Source organism: Epilithonimonas tenax DSM 16811 (assembly GCF_000428485.1).
In the GTDB taxonomy this organism is placed as follows: Bacteria; Bacteroidota; Bacteroidia; order Flavobacteriales; family Weeksellaceae; genus Epilithonimonas; species Epilithonimonas tenax.
On record NZ_AUAA01000050.1, the window covers coordinates 1 to 18,732 of the forward strand.

Below are 18,732 nucleotides of genomic sequence, written 5' to 3' on the forward strand. Positions count from 1 at the left end.
TTTGGTACAATAAAAAAAGACGTCACAGTACACTGAAATACAAAACTATTGAAGAGTTTAATAATCAAAACAAAATTTATCAAAATGTAGCTTAACTTATACTGGAATTTTTATTTGCATATCCAGTCATCTTTTTTATCTCCTTCCTTAGCACAAGAAATGATACTAAGTGCGGCTACGCAAAATAATGCGATAGTCTGTCTTTTCATTTGAAAATTTTATTATTTATGATTAACGAATTAATGGCTGCAAATCTATTATTTATTAAAGAAACTTCCTACTCGAAAGATTTTTTCTATTAAAAACTCTTCAAATTATCCCCAACCGTATAATCCATAAAAATCCCACCATCCAAATTCACAGATTTTACTTTCTTTTTAACTGCGAAATTCAAGTTAGTTTGTTTCTGATTTTTCTCCCAAACCGAAGGCGTAAAATGAACTTTCTCCATCGAATTATCATCGTAAGTCACGACCGCATCAAATGGAACTGCAAATCCACCAACATTCTCAACCGTCACAACCAATTGCTTATCTTGTTCAATTACAGACGAAATCTTTAAATCAATGTAATTGTTCGTGTAAAACCAATTGTTGAAAAACCAATTCAAATTCTTACCCGAACCTGCATTCATAGAATTGAAATAATCCCAAGGAATCGGATGTTTCCCGTTCCAGTTGTCCATATAATGATGCAAAGCTTTCTTAAACAAATCATCACCCAAATAATCCTTCAAAGCCAAATAAGACAACGCCGATTTCACATAAGCATTATTCCCATATCCAGCACCCGAAAGCTGAGAACTCATCGTGATAATAGGCTGGTCTTGCTCCGCAGAAGCATCATTAATCCAACGTTTCACACGGAAGTTCTTCATAAATTGATCTGCAGATTCTTGTCCGTTTTCAGCAATGCCTATCAGATATTCCAGGGTCGTTGCCCAACCTTCGTCCATAAAAGCATATCTGGTTTCATTGATTCCCATATAGAAAGGAAAATAAGTATGCGCAATCTCGTGGTCCGCCGTCAATCTCGCATCTTGCAAATCATCCGGAATGCTCGTGTCATTTATCATCATCGGATATTCCATATCAGCGTAGCCTTGCACAGCCGTCATCGCAGGGAAAGGATACTCTACGCCCGGCCAGTTATCCGTAAACCATTTCAGGTTGTAGCGCATCCATTCGGTATATTGTTCAAAATCTTTCGCCCCAACTTTATAAGCGGATTGCACACTTGCTCTTTTTGTTTTTAATTGAACACTCGAAGCATCCCAAACATAATGATTGCTCAAGGCGAAACAAAAATCAACAATATTGTTCGCTTTGAATTTCCAAACATTCCATTCATTCTGCTTTGTTACTTTCCCGGATTTCATTTCAGCGTCATTGGCAACGTGAATGATTTTATCAGATTTCAAAGATTCTTTGAAACGCTTCAGATATTCAGGATTCAGCACTTCCTCAGGATTCAGAAAATCGCCTGTGGACCAAACCACAAAATTCTTTGGCGCAGCAATCGCAAAAGAATAATCATTGAAATCATTATAAAATTCCTGTCTGCCGTTGTGCGCCAACATATCCCAACCATTGTAATCATCATAAACCGAAACCCGTGGGAAAGAATATGCCACATAAAAAGTCTCCGGGTCAATCTGCCCTTCTCTCCCACTTTCCTTTGCCAATGGATATTCCCAATCGATTTTGATCTCAGTTTTGGATTTTGAGGCTATTGCTTTCGTCAGTTTCACCGCTTCCACAGTTCCCCAATCGTCGCTGTTGATATTGTACTTTTCACCATTGATGGAGAATAATTTGATTTTCAAACCATCCGTCAAAGATTCTTTCGAAGCATATCCAGCTCTCGGCGCCTGCGGTTTATTCATATTATTCACAAACCGAATCGCCAACACTTTCAACTCATCCGGACTGTTATTGGAATATTGGATGGTCTCAGACCCAGAAACTATTTTCGTCTTCGCATCCACTTTCACATTCACATCATAAACGCCTTTGTTCTGCCAATAATTTTTCCCGGGCTTTCCGGAAACATCGCGCGTTCCTTTCGCATACGCATTCTTGATATTCCTCGGCATATACAGTTCCTGCGCAGAAATCGCCGTTCCCAGCAGCATCAATCCCAATAATAGTTTTTTCATTTCCAAAATTTAAAACTCAAAAATAAAGAATTAAAACCAATTCCTTCGCTAACCATCATTCGTCCGATATCAAACAACTTGAATAACAATTTGGGCAGCTTTTCCGCCTTCCACTCCCAATCTTTTTTGCAGACGATTTCCTTTTAAATAGAACTTAAGATTACGCAAAAAAGGATTTCCGCTCAAGTCGGGCTGCAGATTCTACACCACATCAACAGTCGTTATAAAAACCCAATTTGCCAACTTCTCCAAACACAAAAAAACACATCTCTAAATCTCCCTTCGCTTGAGGGGATTCAAAAATTCGAAAATTTTTGACGGACTGGTTTATAATAATTATATTTACAATTATTAATATCTCAAAAAGAGACAAAAGAAAATTTATGATAAAACATAGCCTTTCATTCCTGTTATTAATCTTCGGAATTAGTATTTCTGCCCAGAAAACTATCGACCAAAAAGTCACCGAACTCCTTTCCAAAATGACCTTGGAAGAAAAAGCCGGACAACTCGTGCAATACAGCGGCTTCGACTACGCCACAGGACCACAAAACTCCAACTCCAAAAAAGTCTTGGAAGAAATCAAAAACGGAAAAGTTGGCTCAATGCTCAACGTCACTGGCGCAGAAGAAACCAAAGCCTTCCAAAAATTAGCCTTAGAATCGAGAATGAAAATCCCATTGCTATTCGGACAGGATGTGATTCACGGATTCAGAACAACGTTTCCAATTAACCTTGGTCAGGCCGCAAGCTGGGACTTAGAAATGATAGAAAAGTCGGAAAGAATCGCGGCGATCGAAGCTTCAGCATTCGGTATCCACTGGACATTTGCACCAATGGTGGACATCGCCAGAGACCCAAGATGGGGCCGCGTGATGGAAGGTTCCGGCGAAGATACTTACCTCGGCACCAAAATCGGATTGGCAAGAATCAAAGGCTTCCAAGGCAAAGGTTTAGGCAACATCGATGCGATAATGGCCACCGCGAAACACTTCGCCGCTTACGGTGCGGCAGTTGGCGGACGGGATTATAACTCGGTTGATATGAGTCTTCGTCAACTTCACGAGAATTACCTTCCACCCTTCAAAGCAGCTTCTGAAGCGGGCGTTGCTACTTTTATGAATTCCTTCAATGACATCAACGGAATTCCCGCAACGGCGAACAAATATATTCTGAGAGATGTACTGAAAGACCAATGGAACTTCAAAGGTTTCGTGGTTTCCGATTGGGGAAGCATCGGCGAAATGATCAAACACGGTTATGCAAAAGACAACGCCGAAGCCGGAGAAAAAGCCATCCTCGCAGGTTCCGATATGGATATGGAAAGCAATATCTATATGGAGCAACTTCCTAAATTGGTCAAAGAAGGAAAAGTCGATATTAAATTTGTGGATGATGCCGTGAGAAGAATCTTAATCAAGAAATTCGAATTGGGATTGTTTGACGACCCTTATAAATTTTCAAATCCTGAAAGACAAAAACAACAAACCAATAATCATGAACACAGAAAATTCGGAAGAGAATTTGGGGCAAAAAGCGTCGTCCTTTTGAAGAACGAAAAGACACTTCTTCCCCTTTCAAAATCCACCAAAACGGTTGCCTTAATTGGTCCATTCGGAAAAGAAGCAGTCGCGATGCACGGATTTTGGTCTGTCCCTTTCAAAGACGATGCGCAGAGAATCGTCACTCAATTTGACGGCATCAAAAATCAACTTGACAAAAACTCAACCTTACTTTACGCCAAAGGCTGTAATGAAAACGACGACAACAAATCGATGTTTGCAGAAGCCATCGAAACGGCGAAAAAAGCGGACGTCGTGATCATGACTTTGGGCGAAGGACACGCAATGAGTGGCGAAGCGAAAAGCAGAAGCAACTTACATTTCTCCGGTGTTCAGGAAGAGTTACTAAAAGAAATTGCTAAAACAGGAAAGCCCATTGTACTGATGATCAACGCAGGTAGACCTTTGGTTTTTGATTGGGCTGCAGACCATATCTCAACCATCGTTTACAGTTGGTGGCTGGGAACGGAAGCTGGAAATTCTATCGCCGATGTCATCTTCGGAAATGTCAATCCTGGTGGCAAACTGCCAATGACTTTCCCAAGAACAGAGGGGCAAATCCCAATCTATTACAACCATTACAACACCGGAAGACCTGCAGGAAAATCCACGGACAGAAATTACGTTTCCGCTTACATCGATTTGGACAACGATCCAAAATTCCCATTTGGCTTTGGACTGAGTTACACCGATTTCAAATATTCTAACTTTAATCTAAGTTCTGACAATCTGAAAGGCAATCAAACTTTGACCATCAATGTGAATATCGCGAATACAGGGAAATTTGATGGTGAAGAGGTGGTGCAATTGTATATCCGAGATCTTTTCGGAAAAGTGGTTCGTCCGATCAAAGAACTGAAAGGTTTCCAGAAAATATTCCTAAAGAAAGGAGAAAACAAAAATGTCACTTTTAAACTAACAACGGAAGATTTGAAATTCTACGATGACGCTCTGAATTATGATTGGGAAGCTGGCGAATTTGAAATAATGGTTGGGACTAATTCCAGCGATGTGATGACGAAGAAGATTGTTTGGGAAAAGTAGCATAAACGCTTCGACTCCGCTCAGTGTGACAACTCTAATAATAAAAACCATTTTTTTAACAATGTCAGTCTGAGCGGAGTCGAAAAGTTTTTCCGTTAAAACAAAAAATCCTCTTTCAACAAGAGGATTTTTCATTTATAATGATTTCTTAAAACTAATCTCCGCCAAAATCGGAAAATGGTCTGATGGATAAAGCAGATTTTCCCGCCTGTCATTGATTGTTCTGTTGGACTCTGCTTCAAAGCCTTTTACAAAAATATAATCAATTCTGTCTTTCGGAACGGTGTTCACATCAAAAGCCGTGAAGGTTCCAATTGGTCCGTAATGCGGTTTTTTAGAGTTATAATAGACATTATCCAAAGACTTAGAAACGATCCGGATCGGTTCTGTGTCATCCGTCAAATTGAAATCGCCAGTCAAGGTCAAAGGTAGATTTTGTGGATTGAGTTCTTTGATCTTTTCCAAAATTAATTTGGAAGAATTCACTCTCGCCAAATCACCGATGTGGTCAAAATGGACATTCATCGCCATAAACTTTTTACCACTCTTTTTGATTTTGAAAAGCGCATAAGTGCAAACTCTGTTGTAAGCAGCATCCCAACCTTTGGAAGGTTTTTCCGGCGTTTCGCTGAGCCAGAATGTTCCGGACTTCACCACTTCCAGTTTATTTTTGTCATAGAAAATCGCTGAATATTCGCCTTGGTTTTTGCCATCGTCTCTTCCCACGCCTACGTAGTTGTAATCTTTAAGACTGGTTTTGAGGTCAACCATTTGTTGAGGAACCGCCTCCTGAACTCCGAAAAAATCTGGGTGGTAATAACTCAGCAGTGCCAAAGCATCTCCCTTTCTGTTGTCCCAGGAATTTTCTTTATCACTTTCTAATGACAGTCGGATATTATAAGTCATCACTTTCAAATCCTGTGCAACGAAAAGATGGGACGCGAAAAACAAACCGAGAAAAAGTTTTTTCATTTTGAAATTGATTAATTGATATTAGAAATATTTTGAACGCAACATGCGCAAAGTTTTTTTTATAATGATTGAAAATATTAAAAAATTCGCAAAGACGTACAACTCATCAAAGGGAAACGAGATGAAAATCTGTTTTCTATTCGTCTAAGACTTTTTATATTCCTCAAAATTCTGAATTCCGTTCAGGAAATCTTTGACGGGCAATCTTTTCTTGCCCTGGATCTGAACATCTTCCGGATAATATATGCCGTCTTTTGTGTAAAACTTGAAGTCGCTTTTTGAGATATCAAAATCTGCGGCTTCACGGGAATGCGATTCTGTTTCGAATTGCCCTCCAAATATTTTCAGAGATTTTTCTTCGTCTCCAACTTTCAGAATTGTAAAGGCTGTTGGATAAGGCGACATTCCTCGTACGAAATTATGCACGGTTTCCGCAGTTTGACTCCAATCGATTTTCAGATTTTCTTTGAATATTTTGTATGCTGTTTTTGGATTTTCTTTCTCAGGCTGAGGTTTTTCCTGGATAGAATGATCTGCCAAGCCATCCAATGTCCTGATGATTAATTCTGAACCGATGTGCATCAATTTATCGTGCAAAGTTCCTGCATTGTCTTCTGGTAAAACATCAGTTTCTGCTTGAAGAAGAATACTACCTTCGTCTATTTTTTCATTGATAAAAAAAGTCGTCACACCCGTTTTTGTTTCGCCGTTGATCACTGCATAATTAATGGGCGCCGCGCCACGATAATCCGGCAACAGCGATGCGTGCAGGTTGAAAGTTCCCAAGCTTGGAATTGAAAACAAAATCTGTGGCATCATTCTGAAAGCCACCACAACAAAAACATCAGCATTGAGATTTTGAATGGTTTCCAAAAATTCCGGATTTCTCAATTTTTCCGGTTGAAAGAGATTCAGCCCGTTTTCTTGCGCAAAAACTTTGACAGGCGAAGGCGTGAGTTTCATACCACGTCCACTGGCTTTGTCAGCCGCTGTGACAACGCCGACTACTTTGTGATGAGATTTGAAGATGGCTTCCAGAGAAGCTTTGGCAAAATCGGGAGTTCCGAAAAAAACGACATTTAGGGATTTCGTCTGCATTTATTTTAAAAGATATTAGAAATTAGAGTTTAGATATTAGAATATGAACAGCGAATCACTCGCAGCCCGGCTTGAACGGAGCTCTTTTTATTTTTTGGCAAAAAAATAAAAAAGCGGGAGTGGAAGACGGATTAAGCTGCTCTAATAATTCTATTGATTAAGCATATAAGTTTTGTAATTCAACATTTTGACTTTGCCGATGTCCAAAAGGAAAATCAGCGTGTCGGCAATGGATTCTTTGGAATGAAAACTGAGATTCGCAGCTACCTCGTCCAAAGTCATCGGCCGTTTGGCAAGCTGTTCGAAAATCTCTGCTGACAAAGTTCTTTTGGTATTGGTTTTCTTCCTGCAAACGGAACATTTCCCACAATTATCAGCATCTCGTTCCCCGAAATAACTGAGTATGAGCTTCATCTTGCAGAAATCTGTGTCTTTGATAAAGAATTTATTTTCTTCCCATTTTTTGAGTTTATTTTTCTGAATATGATTGAAAAGCGTCCAGTACTCTCCGGAGAGATGTCTGTCGTTCCGAGGTTTCAAAAATTTGATAGAATGTTGACTGCCGTCGAGATATTCTAAATGCCCGGCTTTCTGCAGCTGTTTGAGCCTTTCTTTAAAATTCATGATATTAAATCCATTTTTTTTACAAAAAGCCAAATCGCTAAAATGTACTTTTTGAATGGCCAGTCCTGGAAGATTCCTGAACAACAATTCCATAAAATAAGCATCGGAAGGTGGCAACTGTTCCAAATCCTCAGAATTAATAAAACTCTGAAGCGTGGAAGATGAGAAGGAATTTTTGTAATAAACGAGTTCCTGATTGTTCAAAAACGTCAGAATATTTTTAATTTTCGCAGCTGATAATTGGGTCAGATTCTTGATCCTGTTAATATCCAACTGGAAAGTCCGCTCCGGCAAATCCGAATCTCCTATTTGAAAAATAGAATACAGATACATCAGTATCTTTTGATATTCCGTCTTGTTGGGGATTTGGTTTTTGAAAACATGATCGATATTCGTCAATTCCTGCTCATTCCAAAGCAAAAGAACGATGGCTTCCTGCCCATTCCGTCCGGCTCTTCCTATCTCTTGGTAATAGTTCTCCAGCGTAGAGGAAGGGGAAAAGTGAATAACGAACCTTACATTATCTTTGTCTATTCCCATACCGAAGGCATTGGTAGAAACCAAAACGTGAAACTGACTGCTGATCCATTTTCTCTGCAGATTCTCTCTGTCTTTTGCAGTCATCCCAGCGTGGAAGAAATCAGCATTCAGAAATTTGTTATTCTTGAGATAATAAGTGAGCTCTTCCGCTTCCTTTCTGGTTCTGGTGTAGATGATTCCAGAAGATGGATTTTCTCTAAGGAATTCTAAAATCCTATTGTACTTATCGGCGGTATTTCCGATGATGATATTGAGGTTTTCTCTTCGGAAACTTCGTTTAAAAATTTGTGGCTGATGAAGTCCTAATTTTATAGAAATCTCATCAACAACCTGATTGGTAGCAGTTGCCGTCAATGCCAAGCAGGGTACATTTTTGAAATCCTGTCGGAATTTTTTGATATTCTGATAACTGGGACGGAAATCCTGTCCCCATTCCGAGATACAATGTGCCTCGTCAACTGCAATAAACGAGATGTGAATTTCCTGAATATTCCTTAAAAACAATTGGTTTTGTAATCGCTCCGGCGAGACGAAAAGAACTTTGGTCAAACCTTCTTTGCAACGGTTGTAAACGCTTTCTTCTTCGAACTCATCCAGATCGGAACTTAATAATTCTGCTTCGATTCCCAGACTTTGCAATGATTGCAACTGGTCTCTCATCAGCGCCAACAATGGCGAGATCACAAGACAAGTGCCTTCAAGAATAATGGCTGGCAATTGATAGCAGAGAGATTTACCTCCGCCAGTAGGTAGAAGTGCCAAAGTATCTTTACCATTGATCACGGAAAGGATAATTGTTTCCTGAGAGGAACGAAATCCCTCAAACCCCCAAAATTCTTTGAGCGTTTTATGGATAAGTATGTTTTGAGATTCTTTTGAAGAAAGCATTTGTAAATTTAATCAATTACTTAAAATAAAAAAACCGTCTCGTAACAAAACGGGACGGTTTTTTCTAAAAAAAATATATTTTATTTAGCTTCAAAATACACTCTTCTGTTTGCTCTGTTTTTCCATTCCGGACATTTGTTAGCAGGCTCACATTCTGGATAAAGTAAATTGGTTTCTCCTCTTCCTAATGCCTCAAGCTTAGCTTTGTCTGCGCCATTCTCTATCAAATAACTTTTCACATTATTTGCTCTTTTGTCAGAAAGTGCTTGGTTATATTCTTGCGTTCCTCTTGTATCAGTTCCTCCAATGACTTTAAAAGTACTGTTAGATGAGTTGATATAATTAATTGCGTTATTCAGAATAGGTGTATTTGAAGGCAATATTCTATCAGAATCAAGATCGAATTCTATGCCTTTAAGAAGCATCGTATCTTCTGTCACAAATCCAGTGCCTGGATTATTGACTGTTGACGGACAACCATTGTTTTCTACTGGTCCTGGCACAGTTACACATTTGTCATAAAGATCGATAACACCGTCCAAATCAACATCTAACGCTACACCTGCACCGTCAACTCTTGCACCGGATGGTGTATCAAGCTGTCTGTCCCAATCGTCACAAACACCATCGTTATCCACATCTCCTTTTTTACAAACTTCAAGATCTTGCGTTTTATCGTTAAGAACATCTAGTTTGTAATAGATTTCCTGCAATGGATCGTGCCACATCAAATGAGATTCGTGCTTACCAAGTTTGAATGTAAGTCCCAAGGTTGTATTAAAGAAGTTATCAGATATCTGATCTTCTATAAGATTATATCCATTTTGTCCAACTCCTCCTCCGTCAAATTCATCATCACCTGTCACGACGTACATTACTCTACCTTCTAGGTCAATTCTGTTGTTGACTTTGAATTTAAGCCCTGCTCCAGCCTGTCCGAAAAGTGAACCCAGTTTAAATGGTTTCTTTTCATAATTTAAAACCTGATTATAGACAGGTCCCGGATCTTGTCTGTAAGATTTATAAGCAAGAGTTCCTATACCCGCATAGCCGTGCAATGCCCATCTGAAAGGAGATTTGTTATCTACTCTTCTAAGAAGGTTTGAGAAATTAAGATCTCCTAAAATAGATATCGCATCGTATTGCGTTCTCCCTGCAGGCAGATAACCTACGATAGGTGTATGATCTTTTGTATTAACTTGGCCCTGTCTTGTTTCACCTCTGTCGTACTGTAAATTAAGGCCAAAAGCGTGAGTTATTGCTTTATCTACACTGATGTAAGCAGAATATCCAAACAGATTTTTTCCGTTTCCGTTTTTGATTGATGTAACATCCGCAGACTGGATCAATGGTACACCAGCACCAACTGATATAGACCAGTCATTGAATCTTTTGGATGATTGTGTAAAAGGGGAAACATTAAGAGACCCAGAATTAGAATCTACACTTGTTGTTTCCTGTCCTGCAAGGCTCATAGGCAGCAAAAAAGCTACTGCAACTAATGATAATAAATTTTGTTTCATATTTGAATGTTTTTTTTCTAATTAATTATTTTGCTACAAAATATACTCTTCTATTCGCTTCATTTTTCCACTCCGGGCATTTTGTTGCCGGATCGCATTCTGTATATTTAAGGTCTTCTTTACCTCTACCTTCTGCTGTTAAAACAGATGAAGAAACGCCCTTACCGATTAGGTAAGCAAGTACAGCATTGGCTCTCGCCTGCGATAATTTTTTGTTAAATTCCTTAGAGCCTCTACTGTCTGTTGCACCCACTACGATAAAGCTTTCTCCAGCACCTAACGTTTTAATGATGTCAGCAGCGTTGTTTAGCTCTTGGAAGGACTTTGGTCTAATCACGGCTTTGTTCAATTCAAATTCTATTCCCTTGAAGTATTTATTCACTTCGTCAATCGCAATCTGTTTTGTTGGCAATGCTGGCGTGGCAGCAACTGTTGGACAACCATTATTCTGTATCGGTCCTGGAACTGTAACACATTTGTCATTAAGATCAATAACCCCATCCATATCTAAATCCAAAGCAACTCCAGCACCGTCTACTCTAGCTCCTGCGGGAGTATCTAGCTGTCTGTCCCAATCATCACATACACTGTCATTATCCAAATCTCCTTTTTCGCAAACTTTAAAATCAGCAAATTTTTCTTCTAATACGGCAGTTTTTGCGTAAGCATTCTGCAAAGGATCTACCCAACGCAAATGATCTTGATGTTTGCCTAATTTGAACGATACACCCAAATTTACCAACCATGCGTTGTCGGAATATGTATCATTGATCAAGTTATATCCTGGCGCAGCTTCTCTTGTCCATCCGCCGCCATCAAATTCTTCGTCACCACTGATGATGTATAATGTTCTAAGTTCTAAATCGATTAACCTGGACACGTTGTATTTCAAACCAACGCCTCCAATATAACTGAAAGTACTAATGCCGATTTTCTGATCTATATAGAGAGGCCATTTACTAAGGGTTTTATCATCCTGTAAAAAGGTTTTATACCCTAGGAAACCAATCCCTGCATAACCATGCAAAGCCCATCGGAAGGTAGATTTGTTATCGACTCTTCGCATAATATTAGAAAAATTAACATCTCCTAACAATGAGATCTGATCAAATTTTGTATACCCATGGCCAATACCTCCAGCAGCATTAAGATAAGCCTTCTGCTTTGTTTCTCCTCTTGTATACAATAGAGAAAGTCCAAATGTGTGGGAAATTTGCTTATCTAAGCTTACATAGCCATGCCAACCCAAGTTTACCTTTCCATCATAGAAAGAAGTGAGATCAGCATGCGTCATAAAAGCGCCACCACCGCCAACAGATACAGACCAATCTTTGAAAAGTCGGCTCTTATTATTAAAAGGCTGTGTTGTGGACTCTTGACCACTCATACTATCATTAGTCTGAGCAAAGCCTAAAAAAGGCAGCAAGAATAATAGGAATAGTTGTTTTTTCATAATCATTTGTGTTCTAAAAATTTATTTTACTTCATTAATAATTTCTCTGGCAAAATCTCTTTCAAATAGATTTTTGTGATGAGGAATGACTAATCTCTCTGAGATAAACTTTATATTATTAAATAATATTATATCAATATCTATAATTCTATCCTGATAAACGCCGAAATGAGCGGAATCCTTTAATCGGCCCATATCTTTTTCGATGTTTTTCAATTGTTGTAATAGTCTTACAGGCGAAAGTTGTGTTTTAATTTTAACTGCAATATTACAAAAATTATTATAACTTACAAAATCTACGGGTGCAGATATAATAAATTCAGAATTTATTAATATTAAACCTACCTTGTTTTCTATTTTTTCTAAAGCAATTTGGATGTTATTTTCCGGATCATTAATATTGCTCCCCAGTAACAAAACCACAATGTTGTACGACATATCAATCAAATAATTTAAAATGAAAAGTTTTTTCAAACTAGTTCTCGCAAATTTAACTGCAATCTTCATTGTTATTGCAGGTTTTTTTGCTTTTTTTATAGCATTCATCGTTTTATCGTCTATTTCCGAAACTTCTGATGTGAAGACTAATTCGGTTCTGACATTAGACCTGAAAACCAAAATCATCGATAGCCCTTCCGAAGATCAAGAAGATTTCTTCACTATTAATAATGAAGAAAAAGCTGTCTTGTTATATGATGTCTTACAAGCCATCGAAAAAGCTAAAAACGACGACAGAATAAAAGGTATCAGTATAGAATCGGACAATATCAATGCAGGTCTTACCCAATTAGATGATATCAGAAATGCACTGATGGACTTCAAAAAAAGCGGTAAATTTGTCTACGCTTATGGAAATTCGGTTTCACAGGCGGCTTATTATTTGGGTTCTGTAGCAGACAAGTATTATTTGAATCCTGCTGGTGGTATAGAATTAAAAGGACTTTCTGCTGAAGTCACCTTCTTCAAAAGCTTCTCTGAAAAATACGGCATTGGTATCCAGGTGATTCGCCACGGGAAATTCAAAGCGGCAGTGGAGCCTTTCTTGAAGGACGAGATATCTCCTGAAAACAAAGAGCAGCTTTCTACGCTGCTGAATGATATCTGGACCAATACATCCAACAAGATCACGGCTTCCAGAAAAATCCCTGCAGACGAATTCAAAACCATTACAGACAGTCTGTACGGCTATCTTCCAAATTTGAGTTTGAAATATAAATTGGCGGACCAACTGATTCAAAAATCGGAGTACGATGAGATCATCAAGAAAAAACTGAATGTCGATGCTGATAAGAAACTGAACAAAATATCTTTTGCTCAATATGCTGAATCTGGAGATTATGAAGGCGGTAAAGACAAAATTGCAATTCTGTACGCTTCCGGATCAATCAACAATGGCAAAGGTTACGATGCGATCTACTCGGAAAACTTTGTAAAGGAGATCAAAAAACTACAAAAAGATGATGATATCAAGGCGGTGGTTTTCCGAATCAATTCTCCCGGTGGGAGTGCCAACGCATCGGACGAAATCCTTTTTGAGATGCAGCAGCTGAAACGCAAGAAGCCGGTAGTCGTGTCTTTCGGAGATTATGCGGCGTCTGGCGGTTATTATATTGCAATGGGCGCAGACAAGATCTTCTCCGAGCCTAATACTTTGACAGGATCAATCGGAGTTTTCGGTGTGATCCCTTACTTCAAAGATCTGGCCGCAAAAAATGGCATTAGAAGTGATGCCGTGACCACAAACGCGAATTCTAATATGATCTCCGCCATCAACGGATTGAGTCCTGGAACATTAACGGTCATGACAAGAAGTGTGGAATCTACTTATCAGCGTTTTGTCCACTTCGTAACAGTCAACAGAAAACAGTCTTTTGAAGAAATTGATGCTGTTGGCGGTGGAAGAATATGGTCTGGCGTGCGAGCAAAACAAATTGGATTGGTGGATGAGCTGGGAACTTTGCAGGACGCTATTAAATATGCTGCAAAATCTGCGAACATTAAGGATTACGGCGTATCGACTTATCCTGCAAAAATGTCGAAATTTGAGCAGATCTTTTCTTCTGAGACCGATGAAGACTTCTCTACAAGGGTGATCAAAAATAAGATCGGAAAAGAAAACTTCAAGATCTTGCAACAGCTAACAGATCCTAATGCGAAAGCAGCAGTGATGATGGAAATGCCCTTTGGCATCCAACTGAACTAAAATAACTTTCCTAAACACTATGATAAAAAAGCGCAAAACTGATGGATCGGTTTTGGGCTTTTTTTTGTGCAAACATTCTGATGACCTACAAACTGCAGCCCGGCCTGAGTGGAGCTCATCCTGAAAATAGCTTGGGAAAGAAATGGCTTTTCGGGATAGCGGGAACGGAGGACGGAAAAGCTGCCATAAAAATGAACAGATTGCTTTATACCAAGTCCAACAGCGGCAAGCCTACTGATCATAAAAAAAATCCGCAACAATGCAGACTTTCATATTTTAAAATTGGTAAGCGATACTCCAGCTGACACCCATATTGAAGCTTCCTGAACTTTTTCCAAAACCAGGAATAATCATTGGTGTGATCTCTTCCTGCTTTGTTGTGTAGGCTAAATACCGAGGTTGAACATTGACATCAATAAAGAAATTGCTGGCAAATACCTGAACTCTGGCGCCCAAAACGGCTTCTATCCAATAACTGCTCTGTGTGGAAGGATCGAATGCGATGAAAACGCCCTCGTTATTGATGCCTTTCACGGGTATGGATTTGTATTCCTGAGTATAAAAACTACCTGCTAATTTGGCGCCGGCATAGAAACCATTGAGGTCATTTTCCGGATCCATAGACAGCATATAAAAACCACCAATTTTGGCGAACATCCCATCTGCTGTCACGTCGTAACCATTTTTCTGATAGATATTCTTATCATAACCGATGTCTATAACGGCGTGCACTTTCTTATTGATCCTACTGGAAATGAATCCCTGGATCAACTGTCTGTCACCAAAAAATCCGGTTCCAAGATTCAGAACGTCTGCGCCAACAATAAAGTTGGGCGTATACTTCCACTTGGCGGAGTCTTGTTTTTTGGTCTCTAACTTGCTCTGTGAGAATGCAGAAACCGATGACAGGAGGCTAAAAACGAAGATAAAAATTGATATTGGTTTCATCAGTCAATGACGTGTTATTGGGTTGAACACTTTGTACAGGATTGGTCTGGAATAGTTCTGCTTTTAGGTTTTCATAATTGATTTTAAAACCACAAGCTGGTGAAACGTAAATGGCTTTTTTATCATAACTGATTCTGACCTTGCTTGTAGGCCCAGCTTTTCTCCGTCGTACATAAAAATCGGTGTATGGGCTTTCATCTATCCTCAAAGGCACAAAAACGGAATCTACATTGGCAGATCCCGTTATGATACTGGTAAGTTCTGTTTTTCCATAATCTACGTCTACATAAAGTGTGTCCAAAGCCGTTAACTGGTTATTAGCATTTCTGAACAACAATTTGAGTCTTGGTGTAGATTCTTCGCCCAGACAGATGTCGTCATCACTCCCACAGCTTGTGAGAAACAACAGAAATCCGAAAATCCATAATAAGTTCTTCATTAATAGATGTTAGAAATTAGACTTTAGGTATTAGATTGATGAACTAAAATTATAGCGCTATTTTTTGATTAGCAAAGCAATATTCTCCACGTGGTGTGTTTGCGGGAACATATCTACAGGAAGGATTTTGACCAATTCATAATCATCCTTCATCAAAGCAATATCTCTTGCCTGCGTTGCGGAGTTACAACTGACATAAACAATTCTTTCCGGCGCCAATTTCAGGATCTGCTCTACCACTTTCTGATGCATCCCATCTCTTGGTGGATCTGTAATCAGCACATCAGCTTTTGGATGATTGGCAAGAAACTCATCATTGAAGACGTTTTTCATATCACCACAGTAGAAAGTTGTGTTGGTAAGTCCGTTGAGTTCTGCATGCTCGGTTGCAGCATTGATGGCTTCCTGCACAGACTCTATGCCGATCACTTGTTTTGCATTTCTGGCCACATATTGTGCAATCGTGCCTGTTCCGGTGTAAAGATCATAGACGACTTCATCCCCTTTAAGATCTGCAAACTCCAGCGTTTTTCTGTATAATTCCAAGGCCTGCTTGTAATTGGTCTGGAAGAAGGATTTCGGCCCTATTTTAAATTTAAGCCCATCCATTTCTTCGTAGATAAAACCTTCACCAAAATAATTCTGAATATCAAGATCATAAATACTGTCATTCCCTTTGGGATTGATAGCATAAACTAAGGTGACAATCTGTGGGAATTGGCTTAAAAGGAAATCAAATAATTTGATTCTTTCGGCTTTATTGTCTTTGTACAATTGGAAGAGCACCATCCATTCGCCTTTAGAATTCTGCCGAAGCATCAAAGTTCTTAAGAAACCTTTTTGTTCTTTCACATCGTAAAACTCCAATCCATTGTCTACTGCATAATTTTTCACAGCCAGCCTGATTTGATTGGAAGGCTCTTCCTGCAGGAAACATTCCTTCAAATCCAGAATTTTGCTCCACATCCCCGGAATATGAAATCCCAAAGCATCTTTGTTACCAAAATTCTCTTCAGAACTGATTTCATATTTGGTCAGCCAACGTGCATTAGAGAAAGAGAATTCCATTTTGTTTCGGTAAAAATACTGCTCAGGCGCTCCAAGAATAGGAACAGCTTCAAATTCTGGAAAACCTCCGATTCTCTTGATGTTGTTCACGACTTCATCATGTTTGAAGTCGAGTTGTTTTGCATAATCAATATTCTGCCATTTGCAGCCTCCACAAACTCCGAAATGGATGCACTTGGGTTCTACTCTGTGTTCAGAATATTCTAATATCTCAACAGCTTCGCCTTCGAAATAGTTACTTTTAGATTTTTTGACTCTTACGTGGACCAGATCACCAGGAACGGCACCAGTCACAAGCACCGTTTTCCCATCCTCTGTCTTACCAACAGAAACTCCTTTCGCACCTGCGGAAAGGAGTTTGATATTTTCAAGAATTTTATTTCTTCTCTGTTTCATCTACTATTTTGTATTTGCAGAATCTACATTTTGATTCTGTTGTAACAATTCATTTTGTAATTGCGCTTGAGGATTGACAGTTGGCGCCTGCAGACCAGAAATTTTATTCATTTCTGTTACGAACTTGGCATCGCCCAAATTATAAAAAGTCTGACTAGCCACTTTTCCGTCTTTATCAACCAAGAAAAACCCTGGGATTTTAAAACCATAGATAAAGAATTTTTTAGCATACTCTGATGACAGTCCTCCTTCCGCATAATAGTTGGTTCCAGGAACACCTTTCAACATAGCACTAGCTGTCTTTGTAAATTGCTCTTTGGTGTCATCAAGATTAACAAATGCAAAGTTAACTTTAGATTTATAAAAATTAACAACTTCCTTAAGAACAGGAACTGTAGATTGTCCGATGTATGGATTCCAAGAAGCATAGCTCATTACCAAAGTTGGTTTGCCATTCATTTCCAGATGATCTGATTTGCCATCCAACTTTAGCAGACTTACCTTTGGCGCTTCTTCTCCTTTCTTCAATCCAAATACGGCATTAATCGCAGAATTAAGGTCTTTCTTCACTTCAGAATCTTTGATATACTCATCACTGATTTTCTTAACCTTTTCCACATCGCTTGTATAAGGATTTAGGTCAAACTTTGCAATAACGAAAGCCAGTAGATAGTCCTTTGTTTTTTGAGACATCTCTTTGTTTGTTACAAGAAACCTAGCAAAAATCGTGGACATACTTACATTATCCTTGTCTTTCTGTTTCACAGCAAAATTCTGGAAATCTTGCCCTACTTTATTTAAAAGGTAATTTCTATACACAGGAAGATTCTCCACCATTCTGTCATTATTCACTGTCAAAGACATTTCGTAATCTGTGAAATTTTTTGACACTTTGAAAGAAGGATCACCAGACACTTGTCCGTGAGCAGATTGATACTGAACCAAGAAAGTCAAAATATTGGTCGTTAACTCATCTTTTTTAAGTTTTACAACTTCACTATCTGCGCCTAACTTATCTGCATTTTCATCAAGATTCTTTTCTAGATCAGAATAGATTTTCTTGATATCAGCTAAGAACTCTGGTTCTTTCTTCTGCAACATCTGCATGTTCAGTTTTGCACTGTACGATTCTAAATATTTTTGCGTTGTTGTGATAAAATCATTATTCTTTTTAGCATCACCTTCGATCTTATAAACTTCAGGGAACGTTGCAGCATCACCGCTAATTTTTAAAGTTTGGCCTTTTTTAAGATAAATAAAATTCATCTTACCAGCGTACGTCATTGCATACATTCCGTTCTTAGGTGCATTGAATTCGCCTTTGAAATTACCTTTACCATCCACACCAATGTTGATAAGAGGTAGCGTGGCTACACCTGATGCTTCTATAAATTCTATTCTTTCCAAAGGAGAACCTCCTTTTACATTTCCTTCCACCTTAACCTTGGAGCAAGAAACTACTAACAAAGAAAGTAAAAGAAGAAATAAGTATTTTTTCATTTTAAAAATTAATTTATGCAAAAATAACTTAATTAAGATTTAAAAAAAATGAAAAATACATTTTTATTAAAAGATTAACAGATAAATATACCTACTGCATACTAATCTTTAGGCAAGTCCGTTAGTTTTGACGTTGCGTGCTAGTTTCCAACCTTACAATCATTTCGATTATTGAGATAATTTTAGTATTGAGCCAAAAAAAAACGCTCATCAAATGAATGATGAGCGTTTAAAAAAACTGGCGGCGACCTACTCTCCCGCTTTCGCAGTACCATCGGCGCTAGAGGGCTTAACTTCTGTGTTCGGAATGGGAACA

The 18,732-nt window shown here is 38.7% G+C and carries 14 protein-coding genes and 1 rRNA gene; 3 read left to right on the plus strand and 12 right to left on the minus strand.

From position 1 onward, the window contains the following. Positions 1-298: 298 nt before the first annotated feature. Entirely contained in the window at positions 299-2,158 is a 1,860-nt protein-coding gene (locus F564_RS0115520; RefSeq protein ID WP_028123429.1) for a M1 family metallopeptidase, read from the minus strand. A gap of 383 nt (positions 2,159-2,541) precedes the next feature. Here F564_RS0115520 and bglX point away from each other — a divergent pair, with 383 nt between their 5' ends. Next, entirely contained in the window at positions 2,542-4,764 is a 2,223-nt protein-coding gene (bglX, locus tag F564_RS0115530; RefSeq protein WP_185094337.1) for a beta-glucosidase BglX, read from the plus strand. A 135-nt stretch (positions 4,765-4,899) separates the two neighbouring features. On the opposite strand, the gene F564_RS0115535 is transcribed toward bglX, so the two are convergent. The 6 genes from F564_RS0115535 to folK form a co-directional block, all read right to left on the minus strand. Next, entirely contained in the window at positions 4,900-5,736 is an 837-nt protein-coding gene (locus F564_RS0115535) for an endonuclease/exonuclease/phosphatase family protein (protein ID WP_028123431.1), read from the minus strand. Between the two features lie 144 nt (positions 5,737-5,880). After that, positions 5,881-6,834, minus strand: a complete 954-nt coding sequence (fmt, locus tag F564_RS0115540; protein ID WP_028123432.1) for a methionyl-tRNA formyltransferase — start codon at positions 6,832-6,834, stop codon at positions 5,881-5,883. A gap of 150 nt (positions 6,835-6,984) precedes the next feature. Continuing rightward, positions 6,985-8,886 carry a RecQ family ATP-dependent DNA helicase gene (locus F564_RS0115545; protein WP_028123433.1) on the minus strand — a complete coding sequence of 634 codons (1,902 nt, stop codon included), beginning with the start codon at positions 8,884-8,886 and terminating at the stop codon, positions 6,985-6,987. A gap of 80 nt (positions 8,887-8,966) precedes the next feature. Beyond that, positions 8,967-10,409 carry an OmpA family protein gene (locus F564_RS0115550; protein ID WP_028123434.1) on the minus strand — a complete coding sequence of 481 codons (1,443 nt, stop codon included), beginning with the start codon at positions 10,407-10,409 and terminating at the stop codon, positions 8,967-8,969. A 25-nt stretch (positions 10,410-10,434) separates the two neighbouring features. After that, complete coding sequence (locus F564_RS0115555; RefSeq protein ID WP_028123435.1) at positions 10,435-11,862, minus strand: OmpA family protein; 1,428 nt, start codon at positions 11,860-11,862, stop codon at positions 10,435-10,437. Positions 11,863-11,883: 21 nt separating this feature from the next. After that, positions 11,884-12,408 (minus strand): 2-amino-4-hydroxy-6-hydroxymethyldihydropteridine diphosphokinase, encoded by a 525-nt coding sequence (gene folK, locus F564_RS0115560; protein WP_228373917.1) that lies wholly within the window; start codon positions 12,406-12,408, stop codon positions 11,884-11,886. Here folK and sppA point away from each other — a divergent pair. Continuing rightward, the gene (sppA, locus tag F564_RS0115565; RefSeq protein ID WP_028123437.1) at positions 12,320-14,065 is read left to right on the plus strand and encodes a signal peptide peptidase SppA; all 1,746 of its coding nucleotides are present in this window, start codon (positions 12,320-12,322) and stop codon (positions 14,063-14,065) included. The two genes, folK and sppA, sit on opposite strands and share 89 nt — an antisense overlap. Positions 14,066-14,145: 80 nt before the next feature. Next, positions 14,146-14,370 (plus strand): hypothetical protein, encoded by a 225-nt coding sequence (locus F564_RS0115570; RefSeq protein WP_028123438.1) that lies wholly within the window; start codon positions 14,146-14,148, stop codon positions 14,368-14,370. Here the strand turns inward: F564_RS0115570 and F564_RS0115575 are convergent. The 5 genes from F564_RS0115575 to rrf form a co-directional block, all read right to left on the minus strand. After that, positions 14,342-15,013, minus strand: a complete 672-nt coding sequence (locus tag F564_RS0115575; RefSeq protein ID WP_028123439.1) for a DUF6048 family protein — start codon at positions 15,011-15,013, stop codon at positions 14,342-14,344. The genes F564_RS0115570 and F564_RS0115575 overlap by 29 nt on opposite strands. Next, the gene (locus F564_RS0115580; protein ID WP_028123440.1) at positions 14,979-15,452 is read right to left on the minus strand and encodes a DUF6452 family protein; all 474 of its coding nucleotides are present in this window, start codon (positions 15,450-15,452) and stop codon (positions 14,979-14,981) included. The genes F564_RS0115575 and F564_RS0115580 overlap by 35 nt, the downstream gene beginning before the upstream one ends. Before the next feature lie 57 nt (positions 15,453-15,509). After that, on the minus strand, positions 15,510-16,916 hold the full coding sequence (gene rlmD, locus F564_RS0115585) for a 23S rRNA (uracil(1939)-C(5))-methyltransferase RlmD (protein ID WP_028123441.1): 1,407 nt from the start codon (positions 16,914-16,916) through the stop codon (positions 15,510-15,512). A 3-nt stretch (positions 16,917-16,919) separates the two neighbouring features. Beyond that, positions 16,920-18,416 carry a TlpA family protein disulfide reductase gene (locus F564_RS0115590; protein WP_028123442.1) on the minus strand — a complete coding sequence of 499 codons (1,497 nt, stop codon included), beginning with the start codon at positions 18,414-18,416 and terminating at the stop codon, positions 16,920-16,922. Positions 18,417-18,652: 236 nt separating this feature from the next. Then, positions 18,653-18,732, minus strand: a 5S ribosomal RNA gene (rrf, locus tag F564_RS20020); the annotation flags it as partial.

Bases quoted from the DNA above. Each gene is read 5' to 3' on its own strand.
- F564_RS0115570 (WP_028123438.1), top strand. From the start codon at position 14,146: ATGACCTACAAACTGCAGCCCGGCCTGAGTGGAGCTCATCCTGAAAAT.
- fmt (WP_028123432.1), bottom strand. From the start codon at position 6,834: ATGCAGACGAAATCCCTAAATGTCGTTTTTTTCGGAACTCCCGATTTT.
- F564_RS0115545 (WP_028123433.1), bottom strand. From the start codon at position 8,886: ATGCTTTCTTCAAAAGAATCTCAAAACATACTTATCCATAAAACGCTC.
- folK (WP_228373917.1), bottom strand. From the start codon at position 12,408: ATGAATGCTATAAAAAAAGCAAAAAAACCTGCAATAACAATGAAGATT.
- F564_RS0115520 (WP_028123429.1), bottom strand. From the start codon at position 2,158: ATGAAAAAACTATTATTGGGATTGATGCTGCTGGGAACGGCGATTTCT.
- F564_RS0115590 (WP_028123442.1), bottom strand. From the start codon at position 18,416: ATGAAAAAATACTTATTTCTTCTTTTACTTTCTTTGTTAGTAGTTTCT.
- F564_RS0115555 (WP_028123435.1), bottom strand. From the start codon at position 11,862: ATGAAAAAACAACTATTCCTATTATTCTTGCTGCCTTTTTTAGGCTTT.
- sppA (WP_028123437.1), top strand. From the start codon at position 12,320: ATGAAAAGTTTTTTCAAACTAGTTCTCGCAAATTTAACTGCAATCTTC.
- F564_RS0115575 (WP_028123439.1), bottom strand. From the start codon at position 15,013: ATGAAACCAATATCAATTTTTATCTTCGTTTTTAGCCTCCTGTCATCG.
- F564_RS0115580 (WP_028123440.1), bottom strand. From the start codon at position 15,452: ATGAAGAACTTATTATGGATTTTCGGATTTCTGTTGTTTCTCACAAGC.
- rlmD (WP_028123441.1), bottom strand. From the start codon at position 16,916: ATGAAACAGAGAAGAAATAAAATTCTTGAAAATATCAAACTCCTTTCC.
- bglX (WP_185094337.1), top strand. From the start codon at position 2,542: ATGATAAAACATAGCCTTTCATTCCTGTTATTAATCTTCGGAATTAGT.
- F564_RS0115550 (WP_028123434.1), bottom strand. From the start codon at position 10,409: ATGAAACAAAATTTATTATCATTAGTTGCAGTAGCTTTTTTGCTGCCT.
- F564_RS0115535 (WP_028123431.1), bottom strand. From the start codon at position 5,736: ATGAAAAAACTTTTTCTCGGTTTGTTTTTCGCGTCCCATCTTTTCGTT.